This is a genomic window from Acidobacteriota bacterium, from assembly GCA_028874215.1.
Taxonomy (GTDB): Bacteria; Acidobacteriota; UBA6911; order RPQK01; family JAJDTT01; genus JAJDTT01.
The window spans coordinates 89,296-106,337 of sequence record JAPPLF010000083.1; the positions used below are offsets into that span (position 1 = coordinate 89,296).

A 17,042-nucleotide genomic window follows, 5' to 3' on the forward strand; every position below is an offset into this window, starting at 1 on the left:
TTTTCTTGTGTGGGATGTGAGGGGCGCCGGTTCAAACCTCACTCGTTTCCTTCGGAATCAACTCTTGCACGGCCCGGCGCACTTCCGCCGCCGCCTGGGAGTACCCCTGCCGCGGGTTCAGCCGCACCGGCTCGCCGAAGGTCACCGAGACCGGACCTCTCCTGGGCCACCGGCTGCCGGCCGGGAACACCCGGAACAGTCCCTCCACGCAGACCGGAACCACCGGGACCTCCAACCGCACGCCCATGAGGCCGATTCCGGGCTGAAAGCTGCCGAGGGCGCCGTCGGCAGACCGCCGGCCCTCGGGGAAGACCAGGGGGCAGCAGCCGTGGTCCAGGAGTTCGCCCGTGTAGCGGAGACTGCGCCGGATCCCTCCCATCCTCTGGGGGAGGGGATAGGCATTGAAGCAGCCGCACGCCAGAACGTACTGGAGGCTGGCGGAGAACCTCTCGCTCCAGGAGAACCCACGGGGGCGAAAGTGCGGCAGGAACCACTCCTGAACCATGGCCGGGACCACCCGCCGCCGCCAGAACGGGGGCAGCGCCGCCAAGATCACCGGCGTGTCCAGGTGACTGACGTGATTGGCGGCGAAGATCACCGGGGGACGGACCCGCTCCAGCAGGTCTGCGCCAGTCACCGTGAGGGGAAGGCGGTTGCGAAGGAGCGGAACCATGAAGCCCTCCCGCAGGCCGGTCCGCGCCCAGCGGACGGGCGCCCGGCGTGTCCAGTAGGGCAGGACGGTCTGGGGCCGGTCCCGGGGAGGGGAAGCATCCGGGCTCCGCGCCTCCTGCGCCTCAACGGAACCCGGACCCGTCGCCGGTCCGGTCAGTGCTGCCTCCAGTTCACGGACCGTGCCGATGCGGGCCAGTCCCTCTTCGTCGATCTCCAGTTCCCGGCGGTCCTCCAGCCGCGAGAGAAGGTCGACCCGGTCCAGGGACGACAGTCCCAGGTCCTCGTCCAGACGCTGTTCCCCGCGAATCTGACGCGGGTCGCGTCCCGTGATCTGCGCCAGGATCGCGCGGGCCGGGGAGACCGTCTCCCGGCGGTGAGCCCCGCGCCGTTGTGCGACCCGGCGGGCCACCTGGTGGCGCCGGACCTTCCAGGTGGACGGAGTTCTCGGGAAGTCCGCCTCCGGCCAGATGGACCAACTCCTGACGCGCTGGTGGGTTTCCAGGCGTCGATTGGCGAGACGGACGAGTTCCTCCGGGTCCTGCTTTTCGTCCGCCGGAATCAGAGCCGCGTGGACCACGTCGCCGACCGGGCTGGGGCCGGGCACGACCACGCTGTCCCGGATGCCCGGAAGACGGTTCAGCACCGATTCCACGTCCTGGGGATGCACGTTGAGGCCGTCGGCCGTCACGATCAGATCCTTCTTGCGGCCCTTGTAATAGAGCACTCCCGTCTCGTCCAGCTTGCCGACGTCGCCGGTTCGGAACCAACCGCCGTCCAGGACGTCCTGAGTCTCGCTCTTGGCGGTCAGGTACTCGGTGGCGACGCTCTCCCCGCGGACCAGGATCTCGCCGTCCTCAGCCAACCGGACCTCCTGTCCGGCGAGGGGGCGTCCCAGGGCGCCGCGCCGGGGTCGAAACGGGTGGTTCACAGCCACCACGGGACTGCTCTCGGTGAGTCCATACCCCTGAAGCAGCGCGAAACCCAGTTCGGCCCACCACTCCTCCTGCCGCAGCTCCAGCCGGGCGCCGCCCACGACGATGGCCCAGAACTTCCAGCCCAAGGTCCGGTGCACCCGCCGGTACTTCCACCAGCGGACGGCCACCCCTGCCAGCCCACGCCTCTTCACCGGCCCCGGGGGAATCGTGACGCTCTTGCGGACCCGCCGCTCCAGACTGGTCAGGACCCGGGGCACCGAAACCAGGACGGAAACCCGGTGCCGCCGGATGCAGTTCAGGATCGCCGCCGGATGGAGCTCGGACATGAACACCACGCCGCCCCCCAGGATGAGGGGAATGAAGAGTCCGGCCGACTGGCCGAACATGTGGCTCAGGGGAAGCAGATTCAGGAACCGGACGGGCTGGAAAGGCCTGGCGTACTTCCGGTAGCGGGCGATCTCGCGGGCGAAGGGCGTCAGGTTGGCGCAGATGTTCCGGTGGCGATGGATGACACCTTTGGGCGACCCCGTGGTGCCGGAGGTGAAGACAATCTCCACCGGGTCGTCCGGCTCCAGCGGAACCCGGGGGAGCGTCTCGCTCTTGGGCTCGAGTGCGGCCAGCTTCCGGAACGACAGGCGTTCCACGCCGGCTTCCGGCCTGATCCCCCGGCCGTGCACCAGCAGGCGCGCCTGGACCTTCTCCTGAATCCGCTCCACCAGCGCCGGACTGGAGGTGGGGTCCAACGGGACGACCTGGACTCCCTGGGAGACGCAACCCCAGAAAACGGCGACCCACTCCGGTCCATTCTCTCCCCAGAGCAGGAGCCGGTCTCCCTTCCGGATGCCCCGCTCCCTGAGATGCCAGGCAAAGGAGGCGATCCGGCGCCACAACTCGGGATAGGAGAGGATGCGGGTGCGGAGGCCGTCGTCGAAACGAACCGCTTCGCCGTCCCGCCCCTGCAGATGGGGGATCAGGTCGAGAAGGGTCTGCATCGATGGAAATTCAGGAACTCAAGAGAAACGAAGACCGGGCGGCCGATGGGGGATGAAATCGGCTCACCACATGGACTGATCCATCTCCACGCCGTCTTCCAGGTACCACAGGCCGCCACCGTAGTCGCGCGAGATCATTAGGTAGACCTTGGTGATTTCCTTGGCGTCGGGTCGGGCGATCATCACCCGGAAGGTGAGCCGCTCGCCCGCCTTGGGCAGGTTGGCGCCCTCCAGGCTCCAGCCGCGGGCGGAGATCTGTGGCACGCTCCACCAGGAATCGGTGTGACCTTGGACGAAATCCGTCATCGGAATGGGCACGTCTTCCGTGCCCTTGACCAATTGCAGCCGGGCCTTGACCTGGCCTTTCGCGGCGCCGAATCCGAGCCGGTAGGAGTTCCCGGACGAGAAATCGCTGAGTTCGACGGAGAGGATGATGTCATCGACCGTCGTCCTGATGACCGGAGACGACATGGTGACGCGGTCCTGGCCCAGGACCGGAAATGTCAGAAACATGACCAACAAAACCAACAGGGCCACTCTCGGCATCTTCATCCCCTTCATTGCAACAGTCGCTGGACTGCTTGACGAACCTTAATTTTCGGCATCATAACACCAAGAGGAGAAAAGAGGAATGAGGAAATCGGAATGGGGAGTGAGAAGTATGAGAGAGGGGGTTCTTGGGAAATCGGGGCCGTTCCGTCCCACCCGGAATCTCGCCGAGGCCTGCCCCGGGAGACTCGCCCCGCGTCTTCCCTCGCTTTTCTCCGGAAGCTATACTCCGGCTACCATTGGAGCCCGGTCCGCGGGATCAGGAGTTTGATTCGGACGCGGGAATCCGGGCCGTCGATTGGGATCAGCCTATGAAAGCCATCCGTGTGAACGAAAACGGGGGCCCCGAGGTCTTGCGCTACCAGGAGACGCCCGAACCGCAAATCGGTCCGGCCCAGGCGCTCGTCGAGATCGAGGTCGCCGGCGTCAACTACATCGATACTTACCATCGGTACGGCCTTTATCCGGCGCCCGTACCCTTCACTCCCGGTGTGGAAGGCGCCGGGACCGTGCTTGAAGTGGGTTCCCGGGTGGATGGGGTCCGCGCCGGCGACCGGGTTGCCTACGCCATGACCCTGGGCTCCTATGCTCAGCGGGCGGCGGTGGACGCGTCGAAGCTGGTGCTCCTGCCCGACGATATGGACGCTTCCGTCGCGGCCACCCTCATGGTGCAGGGACTCACCGCCCACTATCTGGCCCACGGGTCCTTTCCCTTGAGCGAGGGAGACACGGCGCTGGTGCACGCCGCCGCCGGCGGCGTCGGTCTGCTCCTGGTGCAGATCGCCAAACGCCTGGGGGCCTCCGTCATCGGGACGGTCTCGACCGAGGCCAAGGCGGAGTTGGCCCGGGAGGCGGGCGCCGACCACGTCATCCTCTATACGGAGCAGGATTTCCAGATCGAGGTGGAACGGCTGACCGGCGGGGCCGGAGTGAACGTGGTCTACGATTCGGTGGCCAAGACCACCTTCGAGCGGAGCCTGAACTGCCTGCGCCCCAGGGGATACCTGGTCCTCTTCGGGCAGTCCAGCGGGCCCATAGGCCCCTTCGATCCCCAGATTCTGAATCAGAAGGGCTCCCTCTTCCTGACGCGTCCCAGCCTGAATCACTATGCCCTCACCCGCGAAGAGCTGATGGGCCGCGCCGACGACCTGTTCCAGTGGTACGCTGGAGGAGAACTGAAAGTGCGCATCGGCTCGACCTACCCGCTGGCCGAGGCCGAGGCCGCGCATCGCGCGCTGGAGGGAAGGAAGACTACAGGCAAGGTTCTTCTGCTGACTTCCTGACCTCCGGATTGGAGCAAGAGGAACATGAAGCAACTCGGCCGGCGAATCGGTCTGCCGCTCATTCTTTTTTTCCTCCTGCCGGTTCCCGGACTCGCTGAACCCGACCGGAAAATCGCCCTGACCTTCGACGATCTCCCGTATTTGGGACCCTTGGGTTACTGGCGCCCGCGAGAGATCAGCAACATGATTCTGCGCACTTTGAAGCGGCAGGACATTCCGGCGGCCGGCTTCGTGGTGGAGGAGCGCATCCAGGATGATCTGGCCACCTTCGTCATCCTGGAGGACTGGGCGGACGCGGGGCACATCGTGGGCAACAACACCTTTGCCCACGTCGATCTTCACCAGTTGAAGGCCAACGAGTTTCTGGAACACGTGGGCGACGGCCAGAAGTACCTGAAGCAGCTCAGCCGGAGCCGGCGGGGGTTCAACTACCGCTACCTGCGGTTCCCCTACCTCCACCAAGGGGACAACGAAAAGAAGAAGAACCGGGTGGCCAAGGCCCTCTACCGGGCCAGTTATGAGATTGCCCAAGTCACCATCAAGACGGGAGACCGCCGGTTCAACCGGATCTTTCTCGACGTGGAGAACGACGACCTTGTCAGGGAGAGGCTCAAGGCCATCTACCTGGCGCACGTGGGCGCGGCGGTCGACTACGGCGAGGCCCAGTCGCAAGCCGTGTTCGGCCGGAACATCCCGCACATCCTCTGGCTGCATTGCGCCATCGCCACCGCCAGTTTCCTCGAGGATACGATTCAGATGCTCCAGGACCGGGGGTATTCCTTCATCTCCATGGCGGAAGCCCTGGAGGACCCGGCTTTCAAGACTCCCGAGACCTACGCGGGGCCCCTGGGGCTGAGCTTCATCGACCGGGTGGCGGCCACCCGCGGGCTCCCTTACGACGCCGACCACGGCGTGATCCGCGTGAGCCAGATCGAGGACCGGCTTCAGCAGGAGCCTTGATCCAAGGCGCGATTCGGTCGAATTCCGCGGAAGCCGCAGCCGGCCGTCAACTGCGCTGGCCGAGTCCCAGTTCGGTCATCCGGCCCACGACCAGATCCGTGTCCTGCCGGGTCAGCGGGCGGATCGGCCGCCGCACTTCTCCCACCTCGAATCCCAGGTGCCGCAGCAGCACCTTGGCTGCGGAAAGCGTGGACCCGCTGATTCCCAGCAGGACGTCGATCATGGCGCAGGCCGTCCATTGCAGTTCCCGGGCCCGGGCCAGGTCGCCCGCATAAAAGGCCTTGTAGATTCCGACGAAGAGTTGGGGCATGAAGTTGTAGGTCAGACCGATCCCGCCGTTGGCCCCCATGACCAGGCCGGACAGGAAGACTTCGTCATTCCCGGAATAGACCAGGAGCTCCGGTCCCAGGAGGCCGATCTGCCGCATCAGGAAGTGGTTGTAGTCGCTGAACTTGATCCCCTTGACCGTGGGTAGCCGGAGCAGTTCGGTCATGAGGCCCACGGTCATCCGGGAATGGGTGGCTGCGGGAATGTGGTAGACGATGAGGGGCAGCGGCGTGGCCGAAGCGATGGCCGAGTAGTGCCCGACGATGGATGCCGGGTCCGTGCCGTAGTAGATGGGCGGGATGGCGCTGACGGCGTCGGCGCCGGAGGCAGAGGCGTGACGGGCCAGATCGACGGCCGCCCGGGTGGAAACGTGTCCCACGTGGACGATGACGGGAACCCTTCCGTCGGCGGCCCGCACGGTCGCTTTGGTGAGTTCCTTGCGTTGATCCTGCGTCAGCAAAAGGCCTTCCCCGGTGCCGCCGGCGATGTAGAACCCGTCGACCCCGACTTCCAGATGCCACTCCATCAGGTCCCGGAGGGCTCCCGTCCGTATGTCTCCGCGGTCGTCCACGGGAGTGACCAACGCCGGATAGACTCCCTGAAATCGCTTCACTTTCGGATCTCCTCTCAAAAGCCGGCAGTTGCGAATCACACGCGCTGCCGGTTGTGGTTCCGGATCACGAGGCCGTTCGGGTCCAGCCGGTCCGCGCCGGAGCCGGGCTCGCTGTTGACCGGCAAGATGATACGCGGGTGAGGGCATCCGGTAAACGGGTGTTCCGTATTTCCCGTTGCCCTTCCACAACGTCGGCGCATCCGGGAAGGGATTCCAACCATTATTTATTTATCTAATAATAGGTTGACGCCGTATAAGAAATGTATATACTACGCCCAATCTATGCGAATCGAGTGCCTGAAATTATTTTGTGACGTCGTCCGCCTTCGCAGTTTCTCTCAGGCAGCCCGCCTCAACGGACTTTCACAGTCCGCCGCCAGCCAGGCCATGCTGCAGTTGGAGAGGACCCTGGGGGTCAACCTGATCGACCGGTCGACCCGCCCCCTGCAGACCACGGAGCTGGGCAAGGTCTACTACCGGGGATGCAAGAAGATGCTCGACGAGTACACGGATCTCGAGGCATCCATTCGCCAGGAGGGGGAGCGGATGGAGGTCTCGGTGCAGGTGGCGGCCATCTACTCCGTGGGACTCAGGGACATGGGGCAGTACGTCGACCGCATTCGGAGGAGCTACCGGAACGCGGAGGTCCACATCGACTACCTCCATCCGGACCGTGTCTATCGGCGGGTTCTGGAAGGGACGGCGGATCTGGGACTGGTCTCGTTTCCCAGGAACACCCGGGAGCTCACCACCCGTCCCTGGAGGGACGAGCCCATGGTGCTGGTCTGTCCCCCAGGTCACCGCCTGTCCAGTCTGACGCGGGTTCACCCCAGGGACCTTGCCAAGGTGAGCTACATCGGTTTCGAGAAAGGGCTGGTGATTCGGCGCGAGGTCGATCGTTTCCTGCGGGAGCAGGGAGTCGCCGTGAACGTGGTGCTGGAGTTCGACAACATCGAAAACATCAAGGAAGCCGTGGAAGTGGGGGCCGGAGTGGCCCTGTTGCCCGAACCCACGTTGATGCGGGAAGTCCGGTCGGGAACGCTCGCCGCCGTGCCTCTGGTCGAGCCGGGAATGGTCCGGCCCCTGGGAGTCATCATTCGGCGCCACGCCCGTTTGAGTCTGGCCGCCCACCGCTTCATGGACCTCCTGAAGAACTCCGGGAACCATAACGGCAAGGACCGCTCCGCGAGGCCGGCAGGCGGCCAGATACCTCCTGCCTCGGGTCAGCGGCGCGCACCCCGAAGCGGTTCCGCCGGGGTCCGCACCGGGGGGACATCGTGACTCGCCGGGCATTTCCAGGCCAAGAGGGGCTCTACGATCCACGCTTCGAGCACGACGCGTGCGGCATCGGGTTCCTGGTGGATATGAAGAGGCGCGTCTCCCATGAGTTCGTGGAGATGGGCATCCAGATGCTCCTCAACCTGAATCACCGGGGAGCGTGCGGCTGCGAGGAGAACACGGGGGACGGAGCCGGGATTCTGCTGCAGACGCCCCACCGTTTCTTCGCGGACGTCTGTGCCGATTCGGGAATCCGGCTGCCCGCCCGGGGAACCTATGGCGTCGGCATGATCTTCCTCCCCGACCGGACCGGGGCGCGCCTCGAGTGCGAGCGGATCCTGGACGGCGTGGTCCGGGAGGAGGGCCAGGAAGTTTTGGGCTGGCGGACGGTTCCGGTCGACAATTCTCTGCTGGGACCGACGGCGAAAGCCTGCCAACCCGTGATTCGCCAGATCTTCATCGGCGCTCGGAAGACGGAGCCGGGACAGGACCTGGAACGAAAGCTCTACGTCATTCGGCGGCGCGCCGAGAATCGGGTTCGAGCCTCCGACGTCCCCCACAAGGAGATGTTCTACGTGGCCAGCCTCTCCTCCCGGACGGTGGTGTACAAGGGGATGCTCCGGGCTGACCAGATGACCAGCTTCTACCCGGACCTGGTGGAGCCGACACTCGAGACCGGACTGGCCATGGTCCATTCCCGCTTCAGTACCAACACCTTTCCCAACTGGAGCCGGGCCCATCCCTACCGCTACCTCTGCCACAACGGAGAGATCAACACGCTGCAGGGCAACGTCAACTGGATGCGGGCTCGCGAAGCCCTGTTCGAATCGGATCTGCTGGGACCCGATCTGGCGAAGGCGCTGCCGGTCATCGATCCCGACGGCAGCGACTCGGCCATGTTCGACAACGCCCTCGAGATGCTCTACATGGCCGGGCGGACGCTGCCCCATTCCATGATGATGATGATTCCGGAACCCTGGAGCGGGGACCCGGACATGAACCCGGCGAAACGGGCCTTCTACGAGTACCACTCCTGCCTGATGGAACCCTGGGACGGGCCCGCGTCCATCGCTTTCACCGACGGCCTGCGCGCCGGCGCCGTGCTGGACCGCAACGGACTGCGTCCTTCCCGCTACTCGGTCACGACGGACGGACAGGTGATCCTGGCCTCCGAAGTGGGGGTGCTGGACGTGCCGCCCCAGCAGGTTCTCCGCAAGGGGCGCCTTCAGCCCGGCCGCATGTTTCTGGTGGACGCGGTTGAGGGACGAATCATCTCGGACGGAGAACTCAAGCGGAACGTCTCGGTGGCCAGGCCCTACCGCAAGTGGCTCCGGGAAAACCTGGTGCCTCTCGATTTCTGCCCTCAAGGGCGGCGTCCTCCGTCCCTGGGACGGGATCAGCTCCGGCGGCAACAACACCTCTTCGGATACACCAACGAAGACTTGCGGCTGCTCATTGCTCCCATGGCCTCGGATGGACACGAGGCCGTGGGTTCCATGGGAACCGACACGCCGCTGGCTCCGCTGTCGGACCGGCCCCAGCTTCTTTACAACTATTTCAAGCAGCTCTTCGCCCAGGTGACCAATCCTCCCGTGGACGCCATCCGCGAGGCTTTGATCATGTCCCTGGACACCCACCTGGGATCGGAAGGGAACCTGCTGGATCCCAGGCCCCGGTCGGCTCGACAGCTCCGGGTGGCCTCTCCCATCCTGGACGGCGTGCGCATGGAGAAGTTGCGCCGGCTCGACGGCGGCGGTCCCGGCGGGTTCCGGACCACCGTCCTGCCCGCCTTTCTCAAGGTCCGGGAAGAGAATCTGGAACAGGCCATGGAACGGCTCTGCTGCGGGGCCGCGGCGGCGGTTTCTTCGGGCAGCGACATCCTGGTCCTCTCGGATCGGGACGCCGGCCCCGCCGAGGCTCCGATTCCGGCCCCGCTGGCGGTCTCAGGCGTTCACCACCACCTGATCCGGGAAGGGCTGAGAACGCGGGCCTCCCTGGTGGTGGAGAGCGGAGAACCGCGGGAGGTCCACCACTTTTCCCTGCTCATCGGCTACGGCGCCGGCGCCGTGCATCCGTATCTGGCCCTGGAGACCATCCGGGGCATGATCCGGGATGGGATCTTGCCGGAACAGTCGTATGAAAAGTGCCGGAAAAACTACGTCAAGGCGGTCAACAAGGGCGTCGTCAAGGTCATGTCCAAGATGGGCATCTCCACGGTCCAGAGCTACCGGGGCGCCCAGATCTTCGAGGCGGTGGGCCTGGATTCCACTGTCGTGGACCGTTACTTCACCGGCACCCCGTCGCGAGTGGGCGGCGTCGGCTTGGAGGTCGTGGAGACGGAAGTCCGGCAGCTCCACGAGCGGGCCTGGATCGGGGAGGAACAGATCGACGGTCCTCTGGAGTCGGGCGGCCAGTATCAGTGGCGGCGAAACGGCGAGCACCATCTCTTCAATCCTCAGACCGTGCACCGGTTGCAATACGCCTGCCGGAACGACGACGAGGACGCCTACCGGGACTACAGCCGCCGGGTCAACGATCAGACCCGGAGGCTGTGCACCTTGCGGGGGCTGTTCCGCCTGAAGCGCTCCGACCAACCGGTTCCGCTGCACGAGGTCGAGCCGGTCGAGGCGATCATGAAGCGGTTCAAGACCGGCGCCATGTCCTACGGCTCCATCAGCCAGGAGGCCCACGAGTCATTGGCCGTCGCCATGAACCGGATCGGCGGGAAGAGCAACACCGGCGAGGGGGGCGAGGACCCCAAGCGCTATGTCCCCGATCCCAACGGCGATTCCCGCAACAGCGCCATCAAGCAGGTGGCCTCGGGACGCTTCGGAGTGACCAGCGAATACCTGGTCAACTCCAAGGAGCTCCAGATCAAGATGGCCCAGGGGGCCAAGCCGGGGGAGGGGGGACAGCTTCCGGGGCACAAGGTCTATCCCTGGATCGCCCAGGTGCGGCATTCCACGCCCGGCGTGGGCCTGATCTCGCCGCCGCCGCACCACGACATCTACTCCATCGAAGACCTGGCGGCGCTGATTCACGACTTGAAGAACGCCAACCACGAGGCACGGATCAGCGTGAAGCTGGTGGCCGAAGTGGGCGTGGGCACCATCGCCGCCGGCGTTTCCAAGGGAAGAGCGGACGTGGTCCTCATCAGCGGCCACGACGGGGGCACCGGAGCCTCGCCCCTGACCAGCATCAAGCACGCCGGGATCCCCTGGGAGCTGGGGCTGGCCGAGACCCACCAGGTGTTGTTGGTCAACGACCTGCGCAGCCGGATCGTGGTGGAGGTGGACGGCCAGCTCAAGACGGGGCGGGACGTGGTGGTGGCCGCCCTGCTGGGAGGCGAGGAATTCGGTTTCGCCACCGCGCCGCTGGTGGTCCTGGGTTGCGTCATGATGAGGGTCTGTCACCTGAACACCTGTCCGGTGGGGGTGGCGACCCAGGATCCCGAGCTCCGGAAGAAGTTCACCGGAGACCCGTCCCACGTGGTGAACTTCATGCGTTTCGTGGCCCAGGAGGCACGGGAGCTCATGGCGAGCCTGGGTTTTCGCAGCATCGACGAGATGATCGGCCGGAGCGACAAGCTGGGTGTCCGGGACGCGGTCGACCACTGGAAGACCCAGGGCCTGGACTTCTCCCGGATCCTCTACCGGCCGGAAGTGCCCTCCACCGTGGGGCGGTTCTGCCAGATCCCTCAGGACCACAAGCTGGACGCCGCCCTGGATCGAACCCGGCTGCTGGAACTGTGCCGGCCGGCGCTGGAACGGGCAGAACCCGTTTCCGGGAGCTTGCCCATCGCAAACGTGAACCGGACCGTCGGCACCATGGTGGGGTCCGAGCTCACCCGGCGTTACGGGAGGAAGGGACTCCCGGAGGACACCATCCAGCTTCGTTTTCGAGGCTCCGCCGGCCAGAGCTTCGGAGCCTTCGTCCCGCGGGGCATGACCCTGAGCCTGGAGGGAGACGCCAACGACTATATCGGGAAAGGACTCTCCGGCGGCAAGATCATCGTCCGGCCTCCCCGGGAATCGGTCTTCGTGGCGCAGGAGAACGTCATCGTCGGCAACGTGGCCTTCTATGGAGCCACTTCGGGCGAGGCTTATATTCGAGGTTTGGCCGGAGAGCGGTTCTGCGTCCGCAACAGCGGAGTCCGAGCCGTCGTCGAGGGAGTCGGCGACCACGGCTGCGAGTACATGACCGGCGGCTGCGTGGTCGTCCTGGGTCCCACCGGCCGGAACTTCGCCGCCGGCATGTCCGGAGGCTTCGCCTACGTGCTGGACGACTCGGGGGAATTCTCGTCCCTCTGCAATCACGAGATGGTGGAGCTGTTGCCGTTGGACGACGCGGAGGACCGGGAGATCCTGGCCCGCATGGTGCGCCGGCACGTGGAGCTGACCGGGAGCGAGGTCGGATGGCGACTGCTCTCCTCTGCAACGCCCATGGCCTCCAGATTCGTCAAGATCTACCCGGCCGACTACCGCCGCGTGGTCGAAACCCGGGAGCAGATGAAGGGCCGGGGCCTCTCCGATTCGGAGGTGGTCATGGCGGCCTTCCAGGTCAACGCCCGCGACAAGGCCCGCGCCGACGGCCGGTAGCAGTCGTCGAGCCCGCAAATTCGGAGAGCATGACAAGAGGAGTAGATGGGTAAGCCCACCGGCTTCATGGAATATGAGCGGGAGCCGCTTCCGGTCCTGACTCCCGGCGAGCGGGTCGGAACCTGGCGGGAGTTCCACGAGCATCTGCCCGATTCCGCTCTGAAGCGCCAGGGAGCCCGCTGCATGGATTGCGGCGTCCCCTTCTGCCACACGGGGGAGGTGATGGGCGGGATGGCCACCGGCTGCCCCATCCACAACCTGATCCCGGAGTGGAACGATCTCGTCTACCGGGGGCTCTGGCGGGAAGCCCTGGAGCGCCTCCACAAGACCAACAACTTCCCCGAGTTCACGGGACGGGTCTGTCCCGCTCCGTGCGAGGGCTCGTGCGTCCTGGGCATCATCGAACCGCCGGTCACCATCAAGAGCATCGAGTGCTCCATCGTCGACCGCGGATTCGAGGAGGGTTGGATCGTCCCCCGCCCGCCTTCCCGCCGGACCGGCAAGAAGGTCGCCATCGTGGGGTCGGGACCGGCCGGTCTGGCCTGCGCCGACCAGCTCAACCAGGCCGGGCACGAGACCACCGTCCTGGAGCGCGCGGACCGGATCGGGGGGCTCCTGACCTACGGCATCCCGGCCATGAAGCTGGACAAGGAAGTGGTGTGGCGCCGGGTCGAGCTCCTGGCGGCGGAGGGCGTCCGCTTCCTCACCGGGATGGACGTGGGCGGCAACTTCCCGGCCTCCAGGCTGAGGGACGAATTCGACGCTGCCGTCCTCTGTTGCGGCGCCACCAAGCCCCGGGACCTGCCGGTGGAGGGGCGAGACCTGGACGGCGTCCACTTCGCCATGGACTATCTGCACGCCAACGCCAAGAGCCTGCTGGACAGCAATCTCGAGGATGGACGATACATCTCCGCCCGGGACAAGGACGTCATCGTCATCGGGGGCGGGGACACGGGAACCGACTGCGTGGGAACCGCCCTGCGCCACGGTTGCCGCAGTCTGGTCCAGTTCGAGATCCTTCCCCGGCCGCCCGACAGCCGGGCCCCGGACAACCCCTGGCCCCAATGGCCCCGGATCTACCGCATGGACTACGGGCAGGAGGAGGCTGCGGCCCTCTTCGGAGCAGACCCCCGCCGCTTCTCCATCATGACCGTCAGGATGGAGGGCGACGCCTCGGGACGCCTGCAGGAGGTCCACACCGTGGGGATCCGGTGGTCGCGAAACGGGGGGAGACCGTCGTTCGAACGGATCCCGGGAACCGAGCAGGTGTGGCCCGCCCAACTGGTCCTGCTGGCCATGGGATTCCTGGGGCCCGAGGATCGGCTCCCCGATCAACTGGGATTGGAGCGGGACCCGCGTTCCAACATCAAGGCCGATACCAGCGACTATGCCACCACCATTCCGGGAATCTTCGCCGCCGGCGACGTCCGGCGAGGGCAGAGCCTGGTGGTCTGGGCCATCCGCGAGGGGCGGGAAGCCGCCCGGGAGTGCGACCGCTTTCTCATGGGATCGACGCGGTTGCCTTGAGTTCCTGCCCCGGATCAGCCGAAGCCGACAAATTCGGTCATCTGGCGGCGAGCGCCGGGCTGATCGGATAGGATAACGGCTCAGATGATTTCCCCATCGAAACGGTCGAGCAAGAACGTTTCGCAGACCGGTGGTTCCGACCAGCGCCTTCTGAAACGGGTGCGACAAGGCAGTGCCTCGGCCATCGAGGTCCTGTTCACCCGGTATTCACCATGGGTGCGAAGACGAGTGCGGGGACGCCTGCCGCAATGGGCCCGCGACGGGATCACCACGAGCGATCTGGCGCAGGATGTCCTGCACCACACATTTGCACGGCTCAAATGGTTCGAGTCGAAGCACATGGGCGCCTTGCGGAGCTATCTGCGGCGCGCCGTGGAGAACCGCGTCCAGGACGAGCTGCGACGCGCCACCCGGCGTCTGGATGACAGCCGTGTCGCACCGCCGCAGGAACCCTTTCGTCCCACTGAGGAAGCGTCCCCACAGCATCAACAGATGCTGAACAAAGAGATGTGGAAGCGCTACCGGGATGGCCTCAAGGGCCTGAAGGACCGTGATCGACACCTGATCGTCGGACGTGCGGAACTCGGGTACAGCTACCGGCAACTCGCGGCCATCGAACGCATGCCCAGCGCGGACGCGGCCCGCAAAGCGCTCAAGCGGGCCGTGATTCGGCTGAGCAAGGTCATGCCGAAGGCTTAGCAGCCTGCGCGGGAACTCGGCATTGAGCGATCTTTGTCCATACCAATGCTCATGGGCAATGGTTCATGGTTCCGGATACCATCCATTCCTGTACTCCAACTCCGGGGGAATCGAATTGTTGCGCTATGTGCGACTCGGAAGAGGCCGATCAGGGCTGGTTTTCGGCTTCACGCCGCCTCATCTCCCCCTCATGCACGTCAGAGTCACCCGTTTCACGAACGCCGGACACACCTCTCCTAGAACTGCTGCCGGGATGATCTTCTTGAGGCTGTGCGCGGCACACTCCAGCGAGAACTCCCCGGCCACCCTCGCCTTGGCACGTAGACCGAACCCTCGGAAACCCGCGTTCTTGATCTGACCGAACACCGGCTCCGCGATCGTCTTGCGTCGCGCGTACGACGTTCGGCTTTCCGGTTGCTTCATCCGCTGGTTCATGGCCCGGAGGAACGGCTCTGCCCGTTGCTCTTGATCGTGCTTGCCGCCTCCAATTTCGATCGGCAACAGGGACGATAGCGCCGACACGACACGCAAAACGCGGTGTGCGGGAAGTGGGCGCGGCGGCGCGCAAATGGCCAAGGTAACACAGTATTATCACAAAAAGTGCGCATTTTATCTCCATAATATCACACACTGGTCGGTATCCTATCTCTTCATTGTGCTGCCCGATCCTCTCCTGATCAGGAGCCGGAACCTGCTCGACTCGACGTTCTCCGCCATTTCGCGGGAGGCGAGGAGGGCCCGCTTGCAATACAAGTTGTCTTGTTGCGAAGAGGAAGAGAAGTTCCATGATGAGCAATAGGCGAACGACATGGACTTCGCTGATGCTGGTCACCATTGGCATCGGTTCCCACTTCTCATGGCCGATGTCCCCGTCCGGTTCGGGGCTCCACCGAACATCGTCCGACCGTTGGGCCTGCCGACTCCATCTCGCCCGGTCCCACTCCCGGATGGAGAACTCGATGCGCGCGTCCATCCCGGTTCGCGCGGACGTGTCCGCCTTGTGTGTTGCCCCGAGTGACGGCCGAATCGAGACGCCGATTGCGGGCGGGTGCGTGGCTGAAGTCCGACACCGGGAGTTACTCCGCCGGGACGGACGAAATGGAGTCGGAACCGGCGCTGGACTTTTTGGGTCTATCGAATCGTTTGCTACGCCTTGGGAGTTGTGTCCGGGCCGGTGGTTCCAGTCACCGACTGTCCCACTCGGCCCCGGTCGTGGCGTCTTCCTCATTCCAGTAATCGGGATTTATGCCTCCGCAACAATCCGGCGCGCCAACTCTCCGCGCCTGGTCCGGGAGCTGGGGAATTGGATGAGAGCAGACGGAAAGAGATGGTGGGCGGCGGTGTGCATCACTGCAGTGACCCGCTTCCATGCGCGACGCCCACCGATCGAAGAACAGCGTCGGTGACAGTCCTGTTTTCGCGCAGACTCCTATCCGGCGTGTTTCGTCGGGGGCCGGGCCTGCGGCGGTTCGTACGCCAGGACCCGTGAAATCCGGCCCATCGTGCTTCAAATGTCCGAAATCTCCCCATCAGACGTCACTAAGGGGTAGGCGGAAAGAACTTTCGACGCCGCATCAGTCCGACTGCAGCGGATCTCACGCGAGCGTCGGCGTCGAAGAGCCTGATGACACGAACCCGGATGAAAAGTGAGTGACAAGAATCGCAACGATCTCATAGCTGACGTAGCGGACGCGCTCACCCTGGACCACGACGTCCAATGGGATCGATGCCTGGAGCTCGCCGAGCCCGCCGACCGCGAGATGCTTGAAAACCTGCGGGTCACAGCCCGTGTCTTCAAGAGCCGGCGCCGTGCCGGACCGGCATCGGCGGCGGTGGAACCCCCGGCGACCAGTCTCCATCCGCGTGCCGGGGCGTTCATGGGCCGTGTCTTACGCACGCTGATGGTCATCGCCACAGTCGAGGTGGTGGTCGGGTTGATTCTGCTCCCGTGGGCTTGGACGGACTACCACCGACAGCATGGCGACTTGGCTGTTTTCTTTGTGGTGCTGCTCACCGGGCATTGCGCGAGTGCATCCCTACTGCTGTTCGCCGGTGCGCGGGAACGGCGGACTTGGCTGCTCGGCGGCTTTTTCCTGGTCCGGGCCACACTGGGGCCGTTTCACATGCTGCCGGCGATTTTGGGGGACCTCCCCGCGCCGCACCTGGTCGAAACGTTTCTTCAAGGCGCACCTCTGCAAATTAGAATATTCGCTTGTCTCTACGTTCCTGCGTTCCACTTCTCTCCCGCGTTCCTTTGGGCGTTTGCTCGAGAGTGTCCGCGGATACATCGTCGAACCCGGCTTGATGATCTCGCGCGCCGCATGGTTCCGGTCAGCGTCGCAGCAGGGGTTGCCGTCTGGGTCGCACTCGTGGCGACACTGGAATTCGCGCGGGCCGGTTACGCGAATGCGCCTGTTTCTCTGGCCATCGATGGATCATTTGCCATTGTTGAGCTGTTGACGCTGGCGGCGGCCGTGGTCATTGCGCTACGGGCGCACAGTGCGCCGGCCGACGAGGTCAGGCGCGTCGTCATGTTCGGCTTCGGGTTCATTATTTTGGGAATTATATCTAATGCTTGACACCCCCGCTTCATTCATGTAGACTCTTTC

At 64.9% G+C, this 17,042-nt stretch carries 11 protein-coding genes; 7 read left to right on the forward strand and 4 right to left on the reverse strand.

The genetic code is table 11. The features are described from left to right. Positions 1-31 precede the first annotated feature (31 nt). Together OXT71_16865 and OXT71_16870 are read right to left on the reverse strand one after the other, a co-directional pair. On the reverse strand, positions 32-2,599 hold the full coding sequence (locus OXT71_16865) for an AMP-binding protein (GenBank protein ID MDE2928068.1): 2,568 nt from the start codon (positions 2,597-2,599) through the stop codon (positions 32-34). Between the two features lie 63 nt (positions 2,600-2,662). Next, the gene (locus OXT71_16870) at positions 2,663-3,151 is read right to left on the reverse strand and encodes a hypothetical protein (GenBank protein ID MDE2928069.1); all 489 of its coding nucleotides are present in this window, start codon (positions 3,149-3,151) and stop codon (positions 2,663-2,665) included. Positions 3,152-3,459: 308 nt separating this feature from the next. Between OXT71_16870 and OXT71_16875 the strand changes: the two genes are divergently transcribed. Both OXT71_16875 and OXT71_16880 read left to right on the forward strand, forming a co-directional pair. After that, entirely contained in the window at positions 3,460-4,431 is a 972-nt protein-coding gene (locus OXT71_16875; GenBank protein ID MDE2928070.1) for a quinone oxidoreductase, read from the forward strand. A gap of 24 nt (positions 4,432-4,455) precedes the next feature. Next, a complete protein-coding gene (locus OXT71_16880) occupies positions 4,456-5,391 on the forward strand; it encodes a polysaccharide deacetylase family protein (GenBank protein MDE2928071.1) in 936 nt (311 codons plus the stop codon). Positions 5,392-5,437: 46 nt separating this feature from the next. Here the strand turns inward: OXT71_16880 and OXT71_16885 are convergent, their stop codons facing one another. After that, complete coding sequence (locus OXT71_16885) at positions 5,438-6,331, reverse strand: dihydrodipicolinate synthase family protein (protein ID MDE2928072.1); 894 nt, start codon at positions 6,329-6,331, stop codon at positions 5,438-5,440. 282 nt (positions 6,332-6,613) lie between these two features. Here OXT71_16885 and OXT71_16890 point away from each other — a divergent pair, with 282 nt between their 5' ends. The 4 genes from OXT71_16890 to OXT71_16905 all read left to right on the forward strand — a co-directional run bounded on the left by OXT71_16890 (position 6,614) and on the right by OXT71_16905 (position 14,433). Beyond that, positions 6,614-7,612: a LysR family transcriptional regulator gene (locus OXT71_16890; GenBank protein ID MDE2928073.1), complete on the forward strand. Its 999-nt coding sequence runs from the start codon at positions 6,614-6,616 to the stop codon at positions 7,610-7,612. Beyond that, complete coding sequence (gltB, locus tag OXT71_16895; GenBank protein MDE2928074.1) at positions 7,609-12,207, forward strand: glutamate synthase large subunit; 4,599 nt, start codon at positions 7,609-7,611, stop codon at positions 12,205-12,207. Before OXT71_16890 ends, gltB begins: the two co-directional genes overlap by 4 nt. Before the next feature lie 45 nt (positions 12,208-12,252). Then, on the forward strand, positions 12,253-13,734 hold the full coding sequence (locus tag OXT71_16900) for a glutamate synthase subunit beta (protein MDE2928075.1): 1,482 nt from the start codon (positions 12,253-12,255) through the stop codon (positions 13,732-13,734). An 84-nt stretch (positions 13,735-13,818) separates the two neighbouring features. Beyond that, on the forward strand, positions 13,819-14,433 hold the full coding sequence (locus OXT71_16905) for an RNA polymerase sigma factor (protein ID MDE2928076.1): 615 nt from the start codon (positions 13,819-13,821) through the stop codon (positions 14,431-14,433). Between the two features lie 177 nt (positions 14,434-14,610). Here OXT71_16905 and OXT71_16910 read toward each other — a convergent pair whose 3' ends face one another. Continuing rightward, entirely contained in the window at positions 14,611-14,955 is a 345-nt protein-coding gene (locus OXT71_16910; protein MDE2928077.1) for a transposase, read from the reverse strand. 1,124 nt (positions 14,956-16,079) lie between these two features. On the opposite strand from OXT71_16910, the gene OXT71_16915 reads away from it, so the two are divergent. Further along, entirely contained in the window at positions 16,080-17,012 is a 933-nt protein-coding gene (locus OXT71_16915; GenBank protein MDE2928078.1) for a hypothetical protein, read from the forward strand. Positions 17,013-17,042 lie beyond the last annotated feature (30 nt).

Bases quoted from the DNA above. Each gene is read 5' to 3' on its own strand.
- OXT71_16865 (MDE2928068.1), bottom strand. From the start codon at position 2,599: ATGCAGACCCTTCTCGACCTGATCCCCCATCTGCAGGGGCGGGACGGC.
- OXT71_16870 (MDE2928069.1), bottom strand. From the start codon at position 3,151: ATGAAGATGCCGAGAGTGGCCCTGTTGGTTTTGTTGGTCATGTTTCTG.
- OXT71_16875 (MDE2928070.1), top strand. From the start codon at position 3,460: ATGAAAGCCATCCGTGTGAACGAAAACGGGGGCCCCGAGGTCTTGCGC.
- OXT71_16880 (MDE2928071.1), top strand. From the start codon at position 4,456: ATGAAGCAACTCGGCCGGCGAATCGGTCTGCCGCTCATTCTTTTTTTC.
- OXT71_16890 (MDE2928073.1), top strand. From the start codon at position 6,614: ATGCGAATCGAGTGCCTGAAATTATTTTGTGACGTCGTCCGCCTTCGC.
- OXT71_16900 (MDE2928075.1), top strand. From the start codon at position 12,253: ATGGGTAAGCCCACCGGCTTCATGGAATATGAGCGGGAGCCGCTTCCG.
- OXT71_16905 (MDE2928076.1), top strand. From the start codon at position 13,819: ATGATTTCCCCATCGAAACGGTCGAGCAAGAACGTTTCGCAGACCGGT.